This is a genomic window from Stenotrophomonas sp. FR024 (assembly GCF_047500745.2).
In the GTDB taxonomy this organism is placed as follows: Bacteria; Pseudomonadota; Gammaproteobacteria; order Xanthomonadales; family Xanthomonadaceae; genus Stenotrophomonas; species Stenotrophomonas maltophilia_A.
Genome location: NZ_JAXAXM020000002.1, coordinates 178,083 through 194,477, shown reverse-complemented (window position 1 = coordinate 194,477; position 16,395 = coordinate 178,083). Strand labels below are relative to the sequence as shown.

Here is a 16,395-nt window from a genome sequence, read left to right as displayed (position 1 = left end):
CTCGTTGACCGCTGGAGCTTCCCATGGCCGATTTCCCCGACCGCAGCCACTGGCGGGCGCTGTCCCTTCAGCTCTCGATGCCGGGCCAGGCCTTCATCGATGGCCGTTATGTCGATGCCGCCAGCGGCGCCCGCTTCGACTGCATCAGCCCGATCGATGGTCGCGTGCTGGGCGCGGTTGCCGACTGCGACGCGCAGGATGTCGAACGCGCGGTACTGGCCGCGCGGCGCAGCTTCGAGGCGGGCCACTGGTCGCAGGCGAGCCCGGCGCATCGCAAGCGCGTGTTGCTGGCGCTGGCCGCGCTGGTGGAGAAGCACGCCGATGAGCTGGCGCTGCTGGAAACCCTGGACATGGGCAAGCCGGTGCATGACGCGCGCCGTATCGACCTGCCCGGTGTGGTGCGCTGCCTGAGCTGGACCGCCGAAGCGGTGGACAAACTGTATGGCGAGATCGCGCCGACTGGCCCGCACGAACTCGGACTGGTCACCCGCGAAGCCGCTGGCGTGGTGGCGGCCATCGTGCCGTGGAATTTCCCGTTGCTGATGGCCTGCTGGAAGATCGCGCCGGCGCTGGCGATGGGCAACTCGGTCGTGCTCAAGCCGTCCGAGCGGTCGCCGCTGAGTGCGCTGCGGCTGGCGGCGCTGGCCGCCGAGGCGGGCCTGCCGGAGGGCGTGCTGAACGTGCTGCCGGGCCATGGCGCGCGCGTTGGCGAACCGCTGGCCCTGCACATGGACGTGGATGTGCTGGCGTTCACCGGTTCCACTGCCACCGGCGCGAAGCTGCTGGAGTATTCCGGGCGATCCAACCTCAAGCGGGTCTGGCTGGAATGCGGCGGCAAGAGCCCGCACGTGGTGTTCGCCGACGCTCCCGATCTGGACGCGGCGGCCAAGGCCGTGGCGCAGGGCATCTTCTTCAACCAGGGCGAAGTCTGTACCGCCGGGTCGCGCTTGCTGGTGCAGCGCTCGATCCGTGAGGATTTCGTGCACCAGGTAGTTGCTTATGGCCAGCACATGCAGCCGCAGCATCCGCTGGACGCCGACGCGCCGATGGGCGCGCTGGTGGACGCCGCGCATCTGGACAAGGTGATGCGGGATATCGCACGCGCCGAAGCTGAAGGTGCCCGCCTGCTGCTGGGCGGGCATCGTGCCGAGGTGGAGGCGGGTGGCAGCTATGTGCAGCCGACGGTGTTCGACCAGGTGCGCCCGGAGCAGGCCTTGGCACGCGAGGAAGTGTTCGGGCCGGTGCTGGCGGTGCTCGGTTTCGACGACGAGGCAGAAGCCGTGCGCGTGGCCAACGACAGCCGCTACGGGCTGGCCGCCGGTCTGTGGACGCGCGATCTGGGCCGTGCCCACCGCGTCGCGCGCCAGCTGCGCGCCGGCAGCGTCTGGGTGAACGGCTGGGATGGCGGCGACATGACCGCACCGTTCGGCGGCTACAAGCAGTCCGGCAACGGCCGCGACAAGTCACTGCACGCCTTCGACAAGTACAGCGAGATCAAGGCCACCTGGATCCAGTTGTAACGACGTGGCTGCTTGACCGCTGTTCGCTCTTTGTAGAGTCGAGCCATGCTCGACTGCTTTTCGTTCTTCGGTAGAGCCGAGCCATGCTCGGCTGCATCTCGCGAAGAGCAGTCGAGCATGGCTCGACTCTACATAAAGCATATAGCTGTCGAGCTACCGGCAGCGGGCACTCACCTGCAGCACTGCCGCACGCAGCATGTCGCGGTCGGCTTCTTCGACGGCATTCTGGAAGTAATCCATGTCCTGCCGGCCCAGCTCGCAGGGGTCGACGATGTATCCCGGTGGCCACAAACCCAGCAGTTGCGCTACGCCATGCACGATCTGCTCCGGCGTCATCTGCCGGCGGATCCGGAAGTAATTGCGGCGCGGCGCGAATGCCGGGTGTATCTCGCGGCGACCAATAAGGCGCGGAGCGACACCCGCAGCGCTGATGCCGTCGCCACCGTCGATGCTGCCCGCCGGGAGGCCCAGGATCAGCGGCGCCGCAACGGCCGTTTCCCCTGCGGCTGGTAGGGTGGAATCTGTCTGGGCAGCCGGGGCAGGACGTGGCATCGCCGAAGCGGCCGGACGCGTCACCTGTGCGGAGCGCAGGGTAGGCTGTAGAGGCGCCAGCGTCGGCGGTTCCGGTGGCAGCCAGCGCAGCGAGATCCTTGCGCCTTCGTCGCTGCGCAGCGTCATCCTACCGCTGCCCAGCAGCCACACTGCCATCAACCCATGCACCAGCAGCACCACCAGCCATGCCGCCATGCGCGGCAGCTTCGGCGAATCGGACCACGACAGCGCGACTGCAGTCATCGGCAAAGCATCCATGCAGGGACCGGTGGCGCAGCCTAGCGGGTGGCCCGAAAAATTCCGTTGGCATCGGTGTCGGCTGAAACCATCGCCCCGTGCGGCCACCGGCCCGTGGCAGAATCGGGCGATCCGCCGTTACCCGTGTTGCCGATGTCGACGATCACCGCTGCCGCGCCGTCCGTGAATTCCCCCAGTCGAGTCCTGCTGGCCAGCCTGATCGGCACCACCATCGAGTTCTTCGATTTCTACATCTACGCCACGGCCGCGGTGCTGGTGTTCCCACACCTGTTCTTCCCGGACAGCAGCGAACAGGCGGCGCTGCTGCAGTCACTGGCGACCTTCGCGGTCGCGTTCATCGCGCGTCCGGTGGGCTCGGCAGTGTTCGGCCACTTCGGTGACCGTATCGGCCGCAAGGCCACGCTGGTGGCCGCGCTGCTGACCATGGGCCTGTCCACGGTGCTGATCGGTTTGCTGCCAACCCACGCGCAGATTGGCCTGTGGGCCCCCGCGCTGTTGGCGCTGTGCCGCTTCGGCCAGGGCCTGGGGTTGGGCGGCGAGTGGGGTGGGGCAGTGCTGCTGGCCACCGAGAACGCACCGCCGGGCAAGCGCGCCTGGTACGGCATGTTCCCGCAGCTGGGTGCGCCGCTCGGCTTCCTGCTGTCGGCCGGCATTTTCCTGGTGCTCGGCCGCTGCCTGAGCCAGGACGACTTCCTGCAGTGGGGCTGGCGTATCCCGTTTGTGGCCAGCGCACTGCTGGTCGGCCTCGGCCTGTGGGTGCGCCTGAACATCCACGAGACGCCCGATTTCAAGAAGGCGCTGGAGCGCAAGGCGCCGGTGCGGCTGCCGATGTGGACGGTGCTGCGTGACCATCCGGTACCGATGCTGCTGGGTACCCTGGGCGCGTTCGCCACCTTTGTGCTGTTCTACCTGATGACGGTGTTCAGCCTCGGCCACGGCACCGCGGTGCTGGGCTACAGCCGCGAGCAGTTCCTGCTGATGCAGATGGCCGGCATGCTGTTCTTCGCGCTGGGCATCCCGCTGTCGGCGCGCTATGGCGATCGTTGGGGCACGCGACGCACGATGATCGTCGCCAGCGTACTGATCGTCGGTTTCGGTGTGCTGTTCGCGCCGCTGTTCCAGCCGCACAGCCCGTGGCTGGTCACTGGCTTCCTGTGCCTGGGCCTGTTCCTGATGGGGCTGACCTACGGCCCCTGTGGCACCTTCCTGGCCGAGATCTATCCGGTGGAGGTGCGCTACACCGGCGCGTCGCTGTCTTTCAACCTGGCCGGCATCCTTGGCGCGGCACCGGCGCCGTACCTGGCCACCTGGCTGGCCGAACGCTTCGGCCTGGTCGCGGTGGGTTACTACCTGTGCCTGACTGCGGTGGCGACCCTGTGCGCGCTGGTGGCACTGCACCGGCGCGCCCTGAGGCTCAACCAAAGAAGCGCTTGAGCGTACGCCCCAGCCAACCGCCCCCTTGGTGCTCGCGGGCGAACTGGTTCAGGTGCGCCTTGACCTGTTCGGCATAGGCCTGGTCATCACCGCGGATGTGATTGAACAGCCAGCGTGAGAGCATGGTGCGCAGTTCGTCGCTGATGTCCTCGCCGGCCTGGAAGCGCATGCGGTATTCCGATACCCGCTTGATGAAGACCTCATGCACGCGCTTGTGCGCGGCACAGAACGGGTAGCCCGCTTCTTCCATCAACTCTTCTTCGAACGCGAAGTGCGACATGGTGTAGTCCACGACCTCGTCGATCACTTCACCCACCGCCGCACGCTGCATGCTGGCCTGGGCCACGTGCAGGTGGTTGAGCATCTCGATGATGCGGCGGTGTTGTTGGTCGATCACATCGATGCCGATGTTCAGATCGTCCTGCCAGACCAGTAGTGCCATCCCCGGCTCCCCTTCATGCGTATGTCGGGGCCGACTGTAGAGCCGCCGCGCGGGTGCGGCGTTGATCTGGATCAAAGCGGGCCGGTCAGGGTAGCGCAGGCTCGCGCGGGCGCAGCGGGCTGGCCACCGTGGTGCAGCTGACCCGGTTGCGGCCACCGGCCTTGGCCAGGTACAGCTGGCGATCGGCCTCGGAGATCAGCCGATGCAGTGCATCACGCTGCGGGCGCAGGCAGCACAGGCCGATGCTGACGGTCATGCGAAGCGTCGCGGTGCCGATGTCCACTTCCAGTGCGGCGATGCGCTGTCGCAGTTCCTCGAAGTACTGCAGTGCCTCGTCCTGTTCCATGTCCGGCACCAGCAGGCAGAACTCCTCGCCACCGAAGCGTGCGATCAGGTCCTGGCTGCGTGCATGCGCGGCCACCGCACCGGCCACCGCACGCAGCGCATCGTCGCCGGCCTCGTGGCCGTGGGTGTCGTTGATGTGCTTGAAGTGGTCGATGTCGATCATCGCCACCGCCACGCACTGGCCATGCAGCTGCAGCTGCGGCAGCTGGCGCTGGCTCTGTTCCAGGAAGCAGCGGCGGTTGGGCAGGCCGGTAAGGAAGTCGCGGGTGGCCAGATCCTGCAGGGTGCCGATCAGTTCCAGCTGGTCCACGTTCTGCGAGACACGGCAGAAGAATTCCTCGCGCGAGAATGGCTTGCGCAGGAAGTCATTGGCACCGTTCTTCAGGAAGCGCGGGATCAGCGATGCGTCGGTGTTGCCGGAGATGCCGATCACCGCCACCTTGTCGCGTGAGCGCAGGGTGCGCAGGCGGCGGGTGAATTCCACGCCCTGCATGCCGGGCATTTCCTGGTCGACCACCGCCAGGCGGATCGCCGGATGCGCCTCGATCGCGGCCAGGCCCTCGTTGCCATCGGCCGCTTCGTGCACCTCATGGCCATACATGCGCAGCAGGGCGGCGGCATAGCCGCGCGCGGACGGGGAATCGTCCACCACCAGCGCCGCGATGCGGCGGTTGCGTTCCAGCCGCTGCACCAGCCACACCAGGTAGTCGATGCTGCCGGGGGTATTCTTCAGTACGTAGTCGATGATCTGCTGCTGCAGCACGCGCTTGCGCAGGTCCTCGTCGTACACGCCGCTGACCACCACGGTCGGCAGGTCGCGCTTGAGGAAGAACTCGACCACCGCATCGCGGTCGCCGTCGGCCAGCACCAACCCGGTCAGCACCAGGAACCAGCCGCCACCCTCGCTCAGCAGACGATCGGCCTCGGCCAGGGTGGAGGCGATCACCACCGGCAGTTCCAGGCGCTGCTCGATGGCTTCGCGCAGCATGCCGGTAAAGGCACGGGAATTTTCGACCAGCAGGATCCGCTGTGGCAGCGGATCGGCCAGGTCGCCATCGACGGCGGCCTGCGGCAGGACGGGCATGATGCGGTGGCTCACGAAGGAGGGCTCGGCACGGATAGCGGCGGTTTCGGGCGTAACTTTAGCCGCTCATGCAGCGCCCGGCGTACATCATGCCGCGGAGAATGGAGCTAGGCGAACTTTTTGCTTCGCGCTCTGCCCCCCTGGACCAGGGACGGCAGGGATTCGCTGAGTATGATCGTGATTCGATGGTGACGACATAGCAGCACGCCGTCGTAAGCAATCAGGCGTCCGCCGAGCCGATCAATCAGTGCAGCTTCGGTGGCCGACGTCAGTGGACGATCGCGATCCAACAGTGCGATGTTCAACATGATGCCGTGACGCTGGCCGAGCCGGCCACAACGTGCCTGGATGTGTATTTGCCCCGGCTCATGACTCAGCATGACCGGCACTGCATCGATCAGTAGGCGATAGGCTGATAGTTGCAGACCCACGCTCAACTGGCAGGGGTCGCCGGAGAACTGTGGTCGATTCATACGGCCGGTGGAGTTCCAACCGTCCCGTACGCCGCTGGCTTGCAGGCTGAGGTAAAGCCCGATCTGCTCAATTGCAGTCGGGTAGATCATGCTGGCCTGTTGGCGGAATTGCCATGAATGCGTTGCAGATGTCTGAACCAGATCTGCCGCGATATCGTGGTGACCATGGGTCTTGAGCCAGTCAACAACACCTTGCACCGACATATCCATGCCGTCACCAATTGATTTCAGCTCGAGCGCCCGTGAACGCAGAGCCTGCTCACCGGCCAGGTACGAGGCGCGCGCCAGCTTTACTGTGTTCCGGCCACTATCTTCATGCTCTTGGTACTTGCGTTGATAGTGGCTGATACCAGATCCCAGTGCGAGCAGCGCGACGCTTATTACGCAAAGGCTCTGCTGCGTAGAGAAGGCTCCGAGGTCAAACGAAGCGGGTAGCCCAGTGCTTGGTGTAGATGCGAGCACGATCAGATTCAGTAGCGGCACTGCGATTGCCGCGCCGCGCCAACCGTGCAGGAAGGCAAGTGCGATTGCCGGGAGCGAAGCCATCAGGACGAGTTGCTCACGGGTGGTGTTGGCCGTAGCCGGTGTCAGCTTCATTGCCAATCCAAGCACCATGATCAGCGCGATAGATGTGGCGGTGAAAGCAACGAAGCGGGTGCTCCATCCTGGTTCGGAGTGACGCCGCAGCCAGAGCAGTGCCAGTGGGGCAAGCGTAAGGATACCGGTGGTTTGGCCCAGCAAAGTACGTCCCACCCGTTCGAGCATCATTTCCGGGTCTGGGCCAGGCCACAGCAGACGCGCAAGTCCCATGTTCAGCAGGCTGACTGCAATGCCTGCCGAGAACGACAGGGAGAGCAGCCACAATCCGCCCGCGGTAGGGACATGTCTGCGATGGAAGCGCACGATCAGCATTGCCAGAGGCATCAGCCCAATTGAGCCAAGAATGACCCATGCCAGTCCGTGGGTTGTCGCCATTGGCATGCGGATCTGTGCGAAATAGGCGTATTCGCCAAGCAGAAGGTACGGCCATAGGCGCACAGGTACCAACAGAAGTGCAGCAATCCGCACGCCCGCAGGAAGATAGAACTGGTCAAGTGACAGTTGCCGCGTCACCAAACACGCAGCCGCATATAGGATCGCTACCGCGAATCCTTCTGGACGGAAGCGAACGTCTACCTGTATTCCATCCTTCCACCAGCTCACTTCACCCTCCCGGGTCGGTTGGGACGCTCGGTCCCGCGTATGCGTGGCCTGCCCAGCACAGCACAGCGGCTTCGGCAGATAGCACGCCGTGCAACGGAAAAATGGAGAATACACACGGGGGCCGGTCGGTGCGATGGCACCCCCGTGGGGGCCTCGGTATGCTGGGGATGCTCCGGCCTTGACGCTTGCAGCGGACGATTTTATCCGGCCATGAAGTGGCATGGCGCTCTTTTGCCGCGGTCAATGCGGAATTACCCGGATGCAGTAACTCAATCAAAAATGGAGATGCCTGTGAGATTTCCCCGATTTTCCGTTGCGGCGACGACTGTAGCTCTGCTATCCATGCCCATGCTGGTTTCAGCATCCTGCTGTACAACGGGGGGCAATGGTGTCCAGATGGCCAGCGCCGGTTTGGGCGAACGCCAGCCGGTCGCCATCAATCTAAGCTTGGATCCGGCTTGGTTTGTCTATGCCTTTCAGCGCGATGGTGTGACCTACTACCAGGTCAATGATCCTTCGGGCCAAGTGGTTTTGATCATCGCCAACATCGATTCCACTTTCTGGACACTGCCGGCCGGAAATTCGTCTGTCCGTGTCTCGCTACCTTCGCAGCGGCTGGCGATGCCGGCGACGGCGCGTAGGCATCTGGTGTTCCAAGCGTCGGACTTCTCGTTGGCTGTCCACGGTGAAGGGAAGGGAGCAATCTGGTCCGTCGAGACGTCCCCCAGCGAAAAGTGAAAGACCGTAGATGGCAAGTAGAGTGCCCGCGGTGGTCCAGAGCCGCTGCGGGTACGCTTCCCTGCCGTTGCTGATGCGAACTGGCGGGGCTTTGAGTCAGTACCTGACCGGCATGTCAATCGGAGCATCCACTCGCGGCGGCGCGCTGTCCCCTTGCATTTCGTAGTGGGTATCACGCATCACCATCCGGATCCGGTTATCCAGGCAGCTGACTGTGCCAGAGTAGGCCTGTGTACGTGCTGAGAGACGCTCAATTGCCAGATCGACAGTTCTCGACGACAACGTGCTCGTGCGATCGAGCAGCGACGCTGTGATCAATATTCCCTTGTGTTGACCCACGTGTCCGCAACGTGCACGGAGCTGGATCTGGCCCCGTTCTTCCTTGAGCAACAGAGACATGGACTCGGCAAGGACGCGATAAGCGGCAAGCTGTAAACCCATGCTCAGCTGGCAGGGATCACCCTGAAGTACGGGGCGGACCACTCGGTGGGTCTCTTCCCAGGCCTCGCTCAGCCCGCCTGCCTGAAGAGCAACATAGAGCCCAGCGTGCTCCAGCTCAGTCGGGTAGACCATGCTGGTCAGCTCGCGGAACTTGCGCGAGCGTGAGGAAAATGTTCGCAGAAGATCGATTGCCGGGCCTTCCTGGCCATGTGTCCTGAGCAGCTTCAGGGTTTCATCAAGGGCTGCTTCAATATCGTCAGCTACCCTGCGCAGGCCCAGTGCCCGCTCGCGCAGATCCATCTCACTGGCCAGGTGGGCCGAGCGAGAGAAAACCACCGTCTGCGGCTCCTGTAGCTGAACCGTTGTGGGCGCACGCTGATGATAGTGATGAGTGATGCGTGAGCCCAGAGCCAAGAGGGTGGTACCCGTGATCGCGATGATCTGTTGCGTGAAGAAGGTTGTCTGGTCGAACGAGCCCGGTAGTCCGGTACTGGGCATGGTTACGCTGAGAATTATGTTCATCAGCGGTACGCCCACAGCAGCACCTCGCCATCCATGAATGCATGTCAGCGCAATTACGGGCAAGGTCATCAACAGCTGCAATATGGCTCGTGCCGCATCATCACGCGCACCGGCCGTGGCGATGAGAATGCTGAGAGCACATAGAGCGCTGAGCGCCGTGATGGTAGGGCGCAGCCGCCAGGTAGACCAGTCGTAGCCGCCACGACGGCGGAGCCACAGCAATGCAAGTGGTGCCACTGTCAGGATGGCGATGTAGTCACCCAGCACAAATAGCGCTGCATTCGTGTAGAACGGCATGCTTGGCGGGACCGGCCAAAGCACGTGGGACAGTCCCAGCTTGAGAGCGCTGGCGACCAGTGCTGCGGATGCTGCAACGGAAAGCAGCCAGCTTTCACTGGTCGATGCCATTGCCTTGCGGTGGAGGTGGACGATCAGCGCCACCGCAGGTATCAGACACGCCGATCCGAGGATGACCCAGCTTATCCCGTACTCTTCGATCATTGGATAACGCAGCGGCGCGAAATAGGCGTATTCACCAAGAATGAGATACGGCCAGAGCCTGGGCGGACACAACAGCAGTGCGGCCACACGAATGCCAGCCGGCAGGAAGAACTGATCAACGGAGAAGTGACGGGCTCCCCAGCAGGCGAAGGCATACAGCGCAGCAAGAGCGAGGCCGACAGGTCGTATACGGAAGCTCAGTTCAAATCCACTCTTCAACCAATTCAAGCCCAAGCCTCCCTTGCTCGTACCGCGCTATCGCAGTCCTGGCGACACTGAATGTATCCTTCAGGCCCGACAGTATCTGTTGATGCCGATGGGCGCAATCTCGTAGGCGGCGGAGGCGTCAGGCGGTCTTTCGCCAGCCGTGAACACGCCGCCATTGGATGTCACCAAGCGGCTGTGAAGTCCGTCGCAGTTTTCTGATTTGGGTATCAGATCCGTGAGGGTGGGCCAATCGGGTCGAGCGGGTTGTCCCGACCGGCTTCACGAACCGGGTAGGCCCCGGTCTGGGGAGCGCTTACCGCTTCGATGAGGCAGATCCGGACGCGATTGCCTTGGCATTGAATCGTGCCGCGATATGCGAGCACGCGGCCGGCTAACTGGTCAGTGGCCATGATCATCGTCGCCTGCGAAAGGCGTCGGCGTGGATCGAGCATGGCTGCAACGAGCAAGATTCCTTGCTGTCGGCCAAGGCGGCCACAGCGCGCTCGCACGGTGAGTTGACCGGATTCGTTGCCAAGCAGGATGGACACTGCCTCGACGATCGAGCGATAGGCTGCCAGCTGCAAGCCAGGGCTGAGGGCGCAGGGATCGCCCATCAACCAGGGTCGATTGATCCGGTGGGTATTGCCCCAAGCCTCACGCACTCCACCCGCCTGCAAGGCCACATACAAGCCCAGCCGTTCCAGGGCGGCGGGATAGATCATGCTGGCCTGGGCCCGGAACAGGCGTGAATGCACCTCCGAGGTATGCCGCAGGCTGTCGGCCACGGCGTGATGGCCCTGCGCATGCAGCCAGTTCACCATTTCGCTCAGCGACAGGTCCATGCCATCGCCCAACTGGCGCAGATGGGCCGCGCGCTCACGCAGGTCCATCTCGCTGGCCAGATGTGAATTCCGAGCAAGCTGCAGGGCCGCTCTGCCATCTTCCTCGCGCAACCGGTGCTGGTTCTGGAAGTGGGTGATGCGCGCGCCCAGCAACAGCAGGGCGATGCTGGCCATGGCCTGCTGGGTAGCGAAAGTGGCCGGGTCGAATGCCGTCGGATGGTCGGCGGGGGTGCTGACGCCAAGAATCATGTTAACGGCGGCGACACCGATGGCCGCACCGCGCCATCCCAGCAGGCAGGTCAGGGCGATTGCGGGAATAGGCAGGATCAACAACAACTGCAGCGAGCCAGGCGCCGTGATCGAGGCAGGTACCGGAGTCGCCTGCAGGCCAACGACCAGCATGGCTGCGAGTGCTCCTGCCACAGCAGCAACGGACCGGGGCGTCCATTGCTCCTCGGCGCGACGGATCCAGAGCAGTGCGAGTGGCGCCAGGATGAGGATGCCGGTGAAATCGCCCAGCGCATAGCGCAACACGTTGGTGATGAATGACGCGTTCTGCAACGGCTCCCAGAGCAGGTACGAGATTCCCAGGTTGAGCAGGCTGATGATCGTCGCGGCGCATACCGCGATGGAGATCACGCCGACGATCGTGGTGCGTGCCAGCAGCTTCCGGTGCAGGCGCACGATCAGCATCACGGCAGGCATCAGGAACACCGAGGCCAGGATCACCCAGGTCAGGTTGTATTTGCTGATCAGGGGGATGCGCAGATGCGCGAAGTAGGCGTATTCACCAATCAGCAGGTAGGGCCACAGTCGAGGCGGGCACAACAGCAATGCGGCCACCCGTACGCCGGCAGGCAGGAAAAACTGGTCCAATGACAGTTTGCGCGCACCCCAGCAGGTGACGGCATAGACGAGTGCGAGCACCAGCCCCTCGGGGCTGACCCGTATCCTCACCAGCAGGCCGTCTTTCCACCACTGCATCCACGTGCTCCCCCAGCTCCTGCACCGATTATGTGGGCGGGAAGGGTTCCGCTACCACAACGCATCCCGCAGCTTGTACCACGACATCGCCGCCACCAGCAGCGGCGTGCGCAGCAGCCGGCCACCGGGGAAGGGCGCATGCCGCATGCGCTGGAACACGTCCAGACGCTCGCTCTGGCCGGCAATGGCGGCGGCGATCACCTCGCCGGCCAGCCCGGCGGCGGCCACCCCATGGCCGGAGAACCCCTGCGCGAAGTACAGGTTGCCGTCCAGCCGGCCCCAATGCGGGGCCCGGTTGCGGGTGATGTCCACGTAGCCGCCCCAGACCTGGTCCAGTGCCACGTCGGCCAGCTGTGGGAACACCTGGTGCATGCGCCGCTGCATCGCCCCGCGCAGGCCCGGTGGGGGCAGGGCCGAGTAGCTGGCGCGGCCGCCGAACAGCAGGCGGTGGTCGTGGCTGAGGCGGAAGTAGTCCAGAGCCCATGCGGTGTCGGCCACGGCCATGTTGTTGCCGATCAGGGCCCGGGCGCGTTCAGCACCCAGCGGCTGGCTGGCGCCGATATAGGTGCCCACCGGCATGATCCGCCGTTCCAGCTCGGGCAGCAGGCCCTGCAGCCAGGCGTTGCCGGCCACCACCAGATGCGCAGCGCGCACGCTGCCCTGAGCGGTATGCAGGGAAGGCTGTGGTCCCCGCTGCACGCGGGTTACCGCGGAGTTCTCGTGGATCACCACGCCGGCCGCGCGCGCCGCATCGGCCAGGCCGCGTGCATACGCCAGCGGTTGCAGGTGCGCGCTGAGCGGATCGAACATCGCGGCGCGGTAGCGCGGGCTGTCCAGCTGTGCGCGCAGGGCATCACGGTCCCACCATTGCATCGGGTAGTCGTAGTGGCGCTGCAGGTGCTCGCAGTTGGCCAGAAGTTCACGCTCATGCCGTTCGCGGATGGCGACGCTGGCATGGCCTTCCACCCAATGGCAGTCGATGCCGTGGCGATCGATGCGGGTGCGCATCGCCTGCACCGCGTCACGCGACCAGTCGAACAGGTGGCGCGCGTCGTCGTGGCCGAGCTGGCGCTCCAGCTCGTCCACCTCGCAGCCATAGCCGACCAGCGCCTGGCCACCGTTGCGGCCGGACGCGCCCCAACCGATCCGCTGGGCTTCCAGCACCACTACGCGCTGTCCACGCGCGGCCAGCTCCAGCGCGGCGGTCAGGCCGGTGTAGCCGGCGCCAAGTACCGCGACATCGGCCTGCACATCGCCCTGCAGTGGGGGCAGTGCGGGTGGTTCGGGCAGGCTGGCGGCATACCAGCTGGGCGGGAAGGCGGCGCTCACCGCCGGCCTCGCAGGCGCAGTACGGAAGGACGGAGCGGGGGAGGACGATCAGTGTTCACGCGACTAGTTTCGCCGATGCGTGACGGCCATGGTGTGACGGCGACGACTTGCCGCATTCGCGGGCCGACGGGTAACGTGTCGGCACGCCAAGGAGTTTTCCCATGCGCCGCCTGCCCTGGGTGGGCCTGCCCACCGACAGCACCGTGCTCGGCCATCACCGCTTTGCGGTGGCCGGCGAGAAGTACGTGCGCGCGCTGGCCGAGGCTGCCGAAGTGACCCCGGTTGTATTGCCGAGCCTGCAGCCTCCTTTGCCGGCTGGCGACTGGCTGCAGGGGCTCGATGGCCTGCTGTTGACCGGCGCGGTCAGCAACATCGAACCGCAGCACTACGAGGGCGGCCGCAGCTGGCCAGGCAATCCGCACGACCCGGCCCGCGATGCCAATGCCTTCGGGCTGCTGCGCGAAGCGCTGGCGTTGGACCTGCCGGTGCTGGCGATCTGCCGCGGCTTCCAGGAATTGAACGTCGCGCTGGGTGGCAGCCTGCATCCGCAGGTGCATGCGGTGCCTGGCCTGGCCGACCACCGCGAAGACCCGCAGGCGCCGGTGGAGGTGCAGTACGGGCCGGCCCACGCGGTCACCCTGGCCGCTGATGGCTGGTTGGCGCGGTGGAGCGGCAGTGACCGGACGCAGGTCAATTCGGTACACGGGCAGGGTATCGCCCGCCTGGCGCAGGGGCTGCAGGTCGAAGCCGTGGCCGATGATGGCCTGGTCGAGGCGGCACGCAGCCTGCACCATGATTTCGTGCTCGGCGTACAGTGGCACCCGGAGTGGCGTGTCATGGATTCGCCGTTCTATCACGCTATTTTCCGTGCGTTCGGCCAAGCTTGCCGGCAGCACCAACAGAACCGACTGGATTCCCGATGAGTTCCCGAACGCGCCCGCGCAAGACGGCTACGCCCCCCGCACCGCAGGAAAGCAGTCTGCTGCGTTGGCTGAAGGAGCGGCGCATCACCGAGGTCGAGTGCCTGGTGCCGGACATCACCGGCAACGCGCGCGGCAAGATCATTCCGGCTGACAAGTTCTCGCACGACTACGGCACGCGGCTGCCCGAGGGCATCTTCGCCACCACCGTCACCGGCGAATTCCCTGACGATTACTACGACCTGACCTCGCCGTCGGACTCGGACATGATGCTGCGCCCCGATCCGGACACCGTACGCATGGTGCCGTGGGCGGCCGATGCCACCGCGCAGGTCATCCACGATTGCTACACCAAGAGCGGTGAGCCGCACGAGCTGGCACCGCGCAACGTGCTGCGCCGCGTGCTGGCGGCCTACGCCGAGTTGGGCCTGCGCCCGGTGGTGGCGCCGGAGCTGGAGTTCTTCCTGGTGCAGAAGAACACCGACCCGGACTTCCCGCTGCTGCCACCGGCCGGCCGCTCCGGGCGTCCGGAAACCGCGCGGCAGTCGTACTCGATCGATGCGGTCAACGAATTCGACCCGATCCTCGACCTGATGTACGACTACGCTGATGCGATGAAGCTGGACGTGGACACGCTGATCCACGAATCCGGCGCCGCGCAGCTGGAGGTCAACTTCACCCATGCCGATGCGATGGACCTGGCCGACCAGGTATTCCTGTTCAAGCGCACCATGCGCGAAGCGGCGATGCGCCACGGGGTGTATGCCACGTTCCTGGCCAAGCCGATGGAAAACGAGCCGGGCAGCGCCATGCACATCCACCAGAGCCTGGTGCGGGTGAGCGACGGCAGCAACGTGTTCGCCGGCGAGACCCATGCCGAGGGCGAGTTCAGCCCGGTGTTCGGCCACTACCTGGGCGGCCTGCAGAAATACGTGCCGCAGGCGATGGCCTTCTTTGCGCCGAACGTGAATTCCTATCGCCGGCTGGTGTTCGGCGAGGTCTCGCCGAGCAACGTGCACTGGGGCTATGACAACCGCACCTGCGGGCTGCGCGTGCCGCTGGACACGCCGGAGAACATGCGCGTGGAAAGCCGCTTCGCCGGTTCCGATGCCAACCCGTACCTGGCGATGGCGGCGACCCTGGCCTGCGGCCTGCTGGGCATCCGCGAGCGGCTGGCACCGGATGCACCGGTGACCGGCAGTGCCAAGGAACTGGGCTACAACCTGCCGCGCTCGCTGGGCGAAGCACTGGACGGCCTGGAGCAGTGCAGCGAGCTGCAGGCCCTGCTGGGCGAGCGCTTCTGCCGCGCCTACATCTCGGTCAAGCGCAAGGAATACGAGACCTTTTTCCGCGTCATCAGCTCGTGGGAGCGCGAGTTCCTGCTGCTGAACGTCTGAGCACCTGGAATAGAAAAATCCGCCGCCGGGGGGTAGGCTGGCACCCGTCGCCGGCCCCGCCGGCCCCCCTTTCCGCATTCTGGAGCACCCGATGAAGCTGCGTATCCTCACGCTCGGCCTGGCCTCCGCCATGCTTGCCGCCTGCAGCGGTGGCAACGGCGGCGCGCAGGACAGCCAGGTCCTGAACGTCTACAACTACAGCGATTACATCGCCGAGGACACCATCCCGACCTTCGAGAAGGAGAGCGGCATCAAGGTGACCTACGATGTGTTCGACAGCGACGAGATGGTCGAGACCAAGCTGCTGGCTGGCAACAGCGGCTATGACGTGGTAGTGCCGACCCTGAACTTCTTCGGCCGCCAGATCCAGGCCGGCGTGTTCCTGCCGCTGGACAAGAGCAAGATCCCGAACCTGGCCAATCTGGACCCGGCGGTGATGAAGCGCATCGCCACCCAGGATCCGGGCAACCAGTACGGCGTGCCGTACATGATCGGCACTACCGGCATCGGCTACAACGTGGAGATGCTGAAGCAGCGCTTCGACGGCAGCACCGACATCGCCAACAGCTGGGACCTGGTGTTCAAGCCGGAGAACATCAGCAAGATGAAGGACTGCGGCGTGACCATCCTGGACACGCCGGCGGACATGATCCCGATCGCGCTGCATTACCTGGGCCTGGACCCGCACAGCGGCGACCCGGCCGAGCTGCAGAAGGCGGCCGACCTGCTGAAGTCGATCCGCCCGTACGTGCAGAACTTCCACTCCTCGCAGTACGTGGGTTCGCTGGCCAACGGCGGTACCTGCCTGGTAGTCGGCTGGTCGGGTGACATCATCCAGGCCCGCGACCGTGCCGAGGAAGCCAGCAATGGCGTGCACGTGGCCTATTCGATCCCGAAGGAAGGCGCCCCGCAGTGGTTCGATATGCTGGCGATCCCGAAGGATGCCAAGCATCCGGAAGCCGCGTACGCGTTCATCAACTACCTGCTGCAGCCGAAGGTTGCCGCGGCCAACACCAACTTCATCCACTACGCCAACCCGGTGCCGACCGCGACCCCGCTGGTGGATGAGGCGATCCGTACCGACCCGACCATCTACCCGCCGGCCGACGTGGCCGACAAGATGTTCACCTATTCGATCAATACGCCGGAAACCGACAAGCTCTACACCCGGCTGTGGACCGAGGTGAAGACCGGCCGTTAAGC

The 16,395-nt window shown here is 64.8% G+C and carries 13 protein-coding genes; 6 read left to right on the top strand and 7 right to left on the bottom strand.

What is annotated here, in order from left to right:
* Nucleotides 1-23: 23 nt before the first annotated feature.
* A complete protein-coding gene (locus ACMZ91_RS02950) occupies nt 24-1,520 on the top strand; it encodes an aldehyde dehydrogenase (RefSeq protein WP_049463587.1) in 1,497 nt (498 codons plus the stop codon).
* Nucleotides 1,521-1,673: 153 nt separating this feature from the next.
* On the opposite strand, the gene ACMZ91_RS02945 is transcribed toward ACMZ91_RS02950, so the two are convergent.
* Nucleotides 1,674-2,315: a membrane protein gene (locus tag ACMZ91_RS02945; RefSeq protein ID WP_049463585.1), complete on the bottom strand. Its 642-nt coding sequence runs from the start codon at nt 2,313-2,315 to the stop codon at nt 1,674-1,676.
* A 147-nt stretch (nt 2,316-2,462) separates the two neighbouring features.
* On the opposite strand from ACMZ91_RS02945, the gene ACMZ91_RS02940 reads away from it, so the two are divergent.
* Entirely contained in the window at nt 2,463-3,764 is a 1,302-nt protein-coding gene (locus ACMZ91_RS02940; protein WP_032127882.1) for an MFS transporter, read from the top strand.
* Here ACMZ91_RS02940 and ACMZ91_RS02935 read toward each other — a convergent pair.
* The 3 genes from ACMZ91_RS02935 to ACMZ91_RS02925 all read right to left on the bottom strand — a co-directional run bounded on the left by ACMZ91_RS02935 (nt 3,745) and on the right by ACMZ91_RS02925 (nt 7,311).
* Nucleotides 3,745-4,206, bottom strand: coding sequence for a bacteriohemerythrin (locus tag ACMZ91_RS02935; protein ID WP_004151683.1), 462 nt, complete (start codon nt 4,204-4,206; stop codon nt 3,745-3,747). The genes ACMZ91_RS02940 and ACMZ91_RS02935 overlap by 20 nt on opposite strands.
* 85 nt (nt 4,207-4,291) lie before the next feature.
* The gene (locus tag ACMZ91_RS02930) at nt 4,292-5,635 is read right to left on the bottom strand and encodes a diguanylate cyclase (protein ID WP_032127881.1); all 1,344 of its coding nucleotides are present in this window, start codon (nt 5,633-5,635) and stop codon (nt 4,292-4,294) included.
* 107 nt (nt 5,636-5,742) lie between these two features.
* Nucleotides 5,743-7,311, bottom strand: a complete 1,569-nt coding sequence (locus ACMZ91_RS02925) for an MASE1 domain-containing protein (protein ID WP_414577555.1) — start codon at nt 7,309-7,311, stop codon at nt 5,743-5,745.
* 396 nt (nt 7,312-7,707) lie between these two features.
* Between ACMZ91_RS02925 and ACMZ91_RS02920 the strand changes: the two genes are divergently transcribed.
* Nucleotides 7,708-8,049, top strand: a complete 342-nt coding sequence (locus ACMZ91_RS02920; protein ID WP_223224650.1) for a hypothetical protein — start codon at nt 7,708-7,710, stop codon at nt 8,047-8,049.
* 96 nt (nt 8,050-8,145) lie between these two features.
* Here ACMZ91_RS02920 and ACMZ91_RS02915 read toward each other — a convergent pair whose 3' ends face one another.
* The 3 genes from ACMZ91_RS02915 to ACMZ91_RS02905 all read right to left on the bottom strand — a co-directional run bounded on the left by ACMZ91_RS02915 (nt 8,146) and on the right by ACMZ91_RS02905 (nt 12,836).
* Nucleotides 8,146-9,741 carry an MASE1 domain-containing protein gene (locus tag ACMZ91_RS02915; protein WP_053093343.1) on the bottom strand — a complete coding sequence of 532 codons (1,596 nt, stop codon included), beginning with the start codon at nt 9,739-9,741 and terminating at the stop codon, nt 8,146-8,148.
* A 206-nt stretch (nt 9,742-9,947) separates the two neighbouring features.
* Nucleotides 9,948-11,546, bottom strand: coding sequence for an MASE1 domain-containing protein (locus tag ACMZ91_RS02910; protein WP_414577552.1), 1,599 nt, complete (start codon nt 11,544-11,546; stop codon nt 9,948-9,950).
* Nucleotides 11,547-11,597: 51 nt separating this feature from the next.
* The gene (locus ACMZ91_RS02905) at nt 11,598-12,836 is read right to left on the bottom strand and encodes an NAD(P)/FAD-dependent oxidoreductase (RefSeq protein ID WP_414577576.1); all 1,239 of its coding nucleotides are present in this window, start codon (nt 12,834-12,836) and stop codon (nt 11,598-11,600) included.
* A gap of 200 nt (nt 12,837-13,036) precedes the next feature.
* Here ACMZ91_RS02905 and ACMZ91_RS02900 point away from each other — a divergent pair, with 200 nt between their 5' ends.
* The 3 genes from ACMZ91_RS02900 to ACMZ91_RS02890 all read left to right on the top strand — a co-directional run bounded on the left by ACMZ91_RS02900 (nt 13,037) and on the right by ACMZ91_RS02890 (nt 16,393).
* Complete coding sequence (locus tag ACMZ91_RS02900) at nt 13,037-13,798, top strand: gamma-glutamyl-gamma-aminobutyrate hydrolase family protein (RefSeq protein WP_121503810.1); 762 nt, start codon at nt 13,037-13,039, stop codon at nt 13,796-13,798.
* Complete coding sequence (locus ACMZ91_RS02895) at nt 13,795-15,192, top strand: glutamine synthetase family protein (protein ID WP_049423285.1); 1,398 nt, start codon at nt 13,795-13,797, stop codon at nt 15,190-15,192. The genes ACMZ91_RS02900 and ACMZ91_RS02895 overlap by 4 nt, the downstream gene beginning before the upstream one ends.
* A 91-nt stretch (nt 15,193-15,283) precedes the next feature.
* Nucleotides 15,284-16,393 (top strand): polyamine ABC transporter substrate-binding protein, encoded by a 1,110-nt coding sequence (locus ACMZ91_RS02890; protein WP_134951116.1) that lies wholly within the window; start codon nt 15,284-15,286, stop codon nt 16,391-16,393.
* Nucleotides 16,394-16,395: the final 2 nt, after the last annotated feature.

Excerpts from the sequence above, each read along its gene's own strand:
- ACMZ91_RS02950 (WP_049463587.1), top strand. The coding sequence starts at position 24 with ATGGCCGATTTCCCCGACCGCAGCCACTGGCGGGCGCTGTCCCTTCAG.
- ACMZ91_RS02945 (WP_049463585.1), bottom strand. The coding sequence starts at position 2,315 with ATGACTGCAGTCGCGCTGTCGTGGTCCGATTCGCCGAAGCTGCCGCGC.
- ACMZ91_RS02940 (WP_032127882.1), top strand. The coding sequence starts at position 2,463 with ATGTCGACGATCACCGCTGCCGCGCCGTCCGTGAATTCCCCCAGTCGA.
- ACMZ91_RS02935 (WP_004151683.1), bottom strand. The coding sequence starts at position 4,206 with ATGGCACTACTGGTCTGGCAGGACGATCTGAACATCGGCATCGATGTG.
- ACMZ91_RS02930 (WP_032127881.1), bottom strand. The coding sequence starts at position 5,635 with ATGCCCGTCCTGCCGCAGGCCGCCGTCGATGGCGACCTGGCCGATCCG.
- ACMZ91_RS02920 (WP_223224650.1), top strand. The coding sequence starts at position 7,708 with ATGGCCAGCGCCGGTTTGGGCGAACGCCAGCCGGTCGCCATCAATCTA.
- ACMZ91_RS02910 (WP_414577552.1), bottom strand. The coding sequence starts at position 11,546 with ATGCAGTGGTGGAAAGACGGCCTGCTGGTGAGGATACGGGTCAGCCCC.
- ACMZ91_RS02900 (WP_121503810.1), top strand. The coding sequence starts at position 13,037 with ATGCGCCGCCTGCCCTGGGTGGGCCTGCCCACCGACAGCACCGTGCTC.
- ACMZ91_RS02895 (WP_049423285.1), top strand. The coding sequence starts at position 13,795 with ATGAGTTCCCGAACGCGCCCGCGCAAGACGGCTACGCCCCCCGCACCG.
- ACMZ91_RS02890 (WP_134951116.1), top strand. The coding sequence starts at position 15,284 with ATGAAGCTGCGTATCCTCACGCTCGGCCTGGCCTCCGCCATGCTTGCC.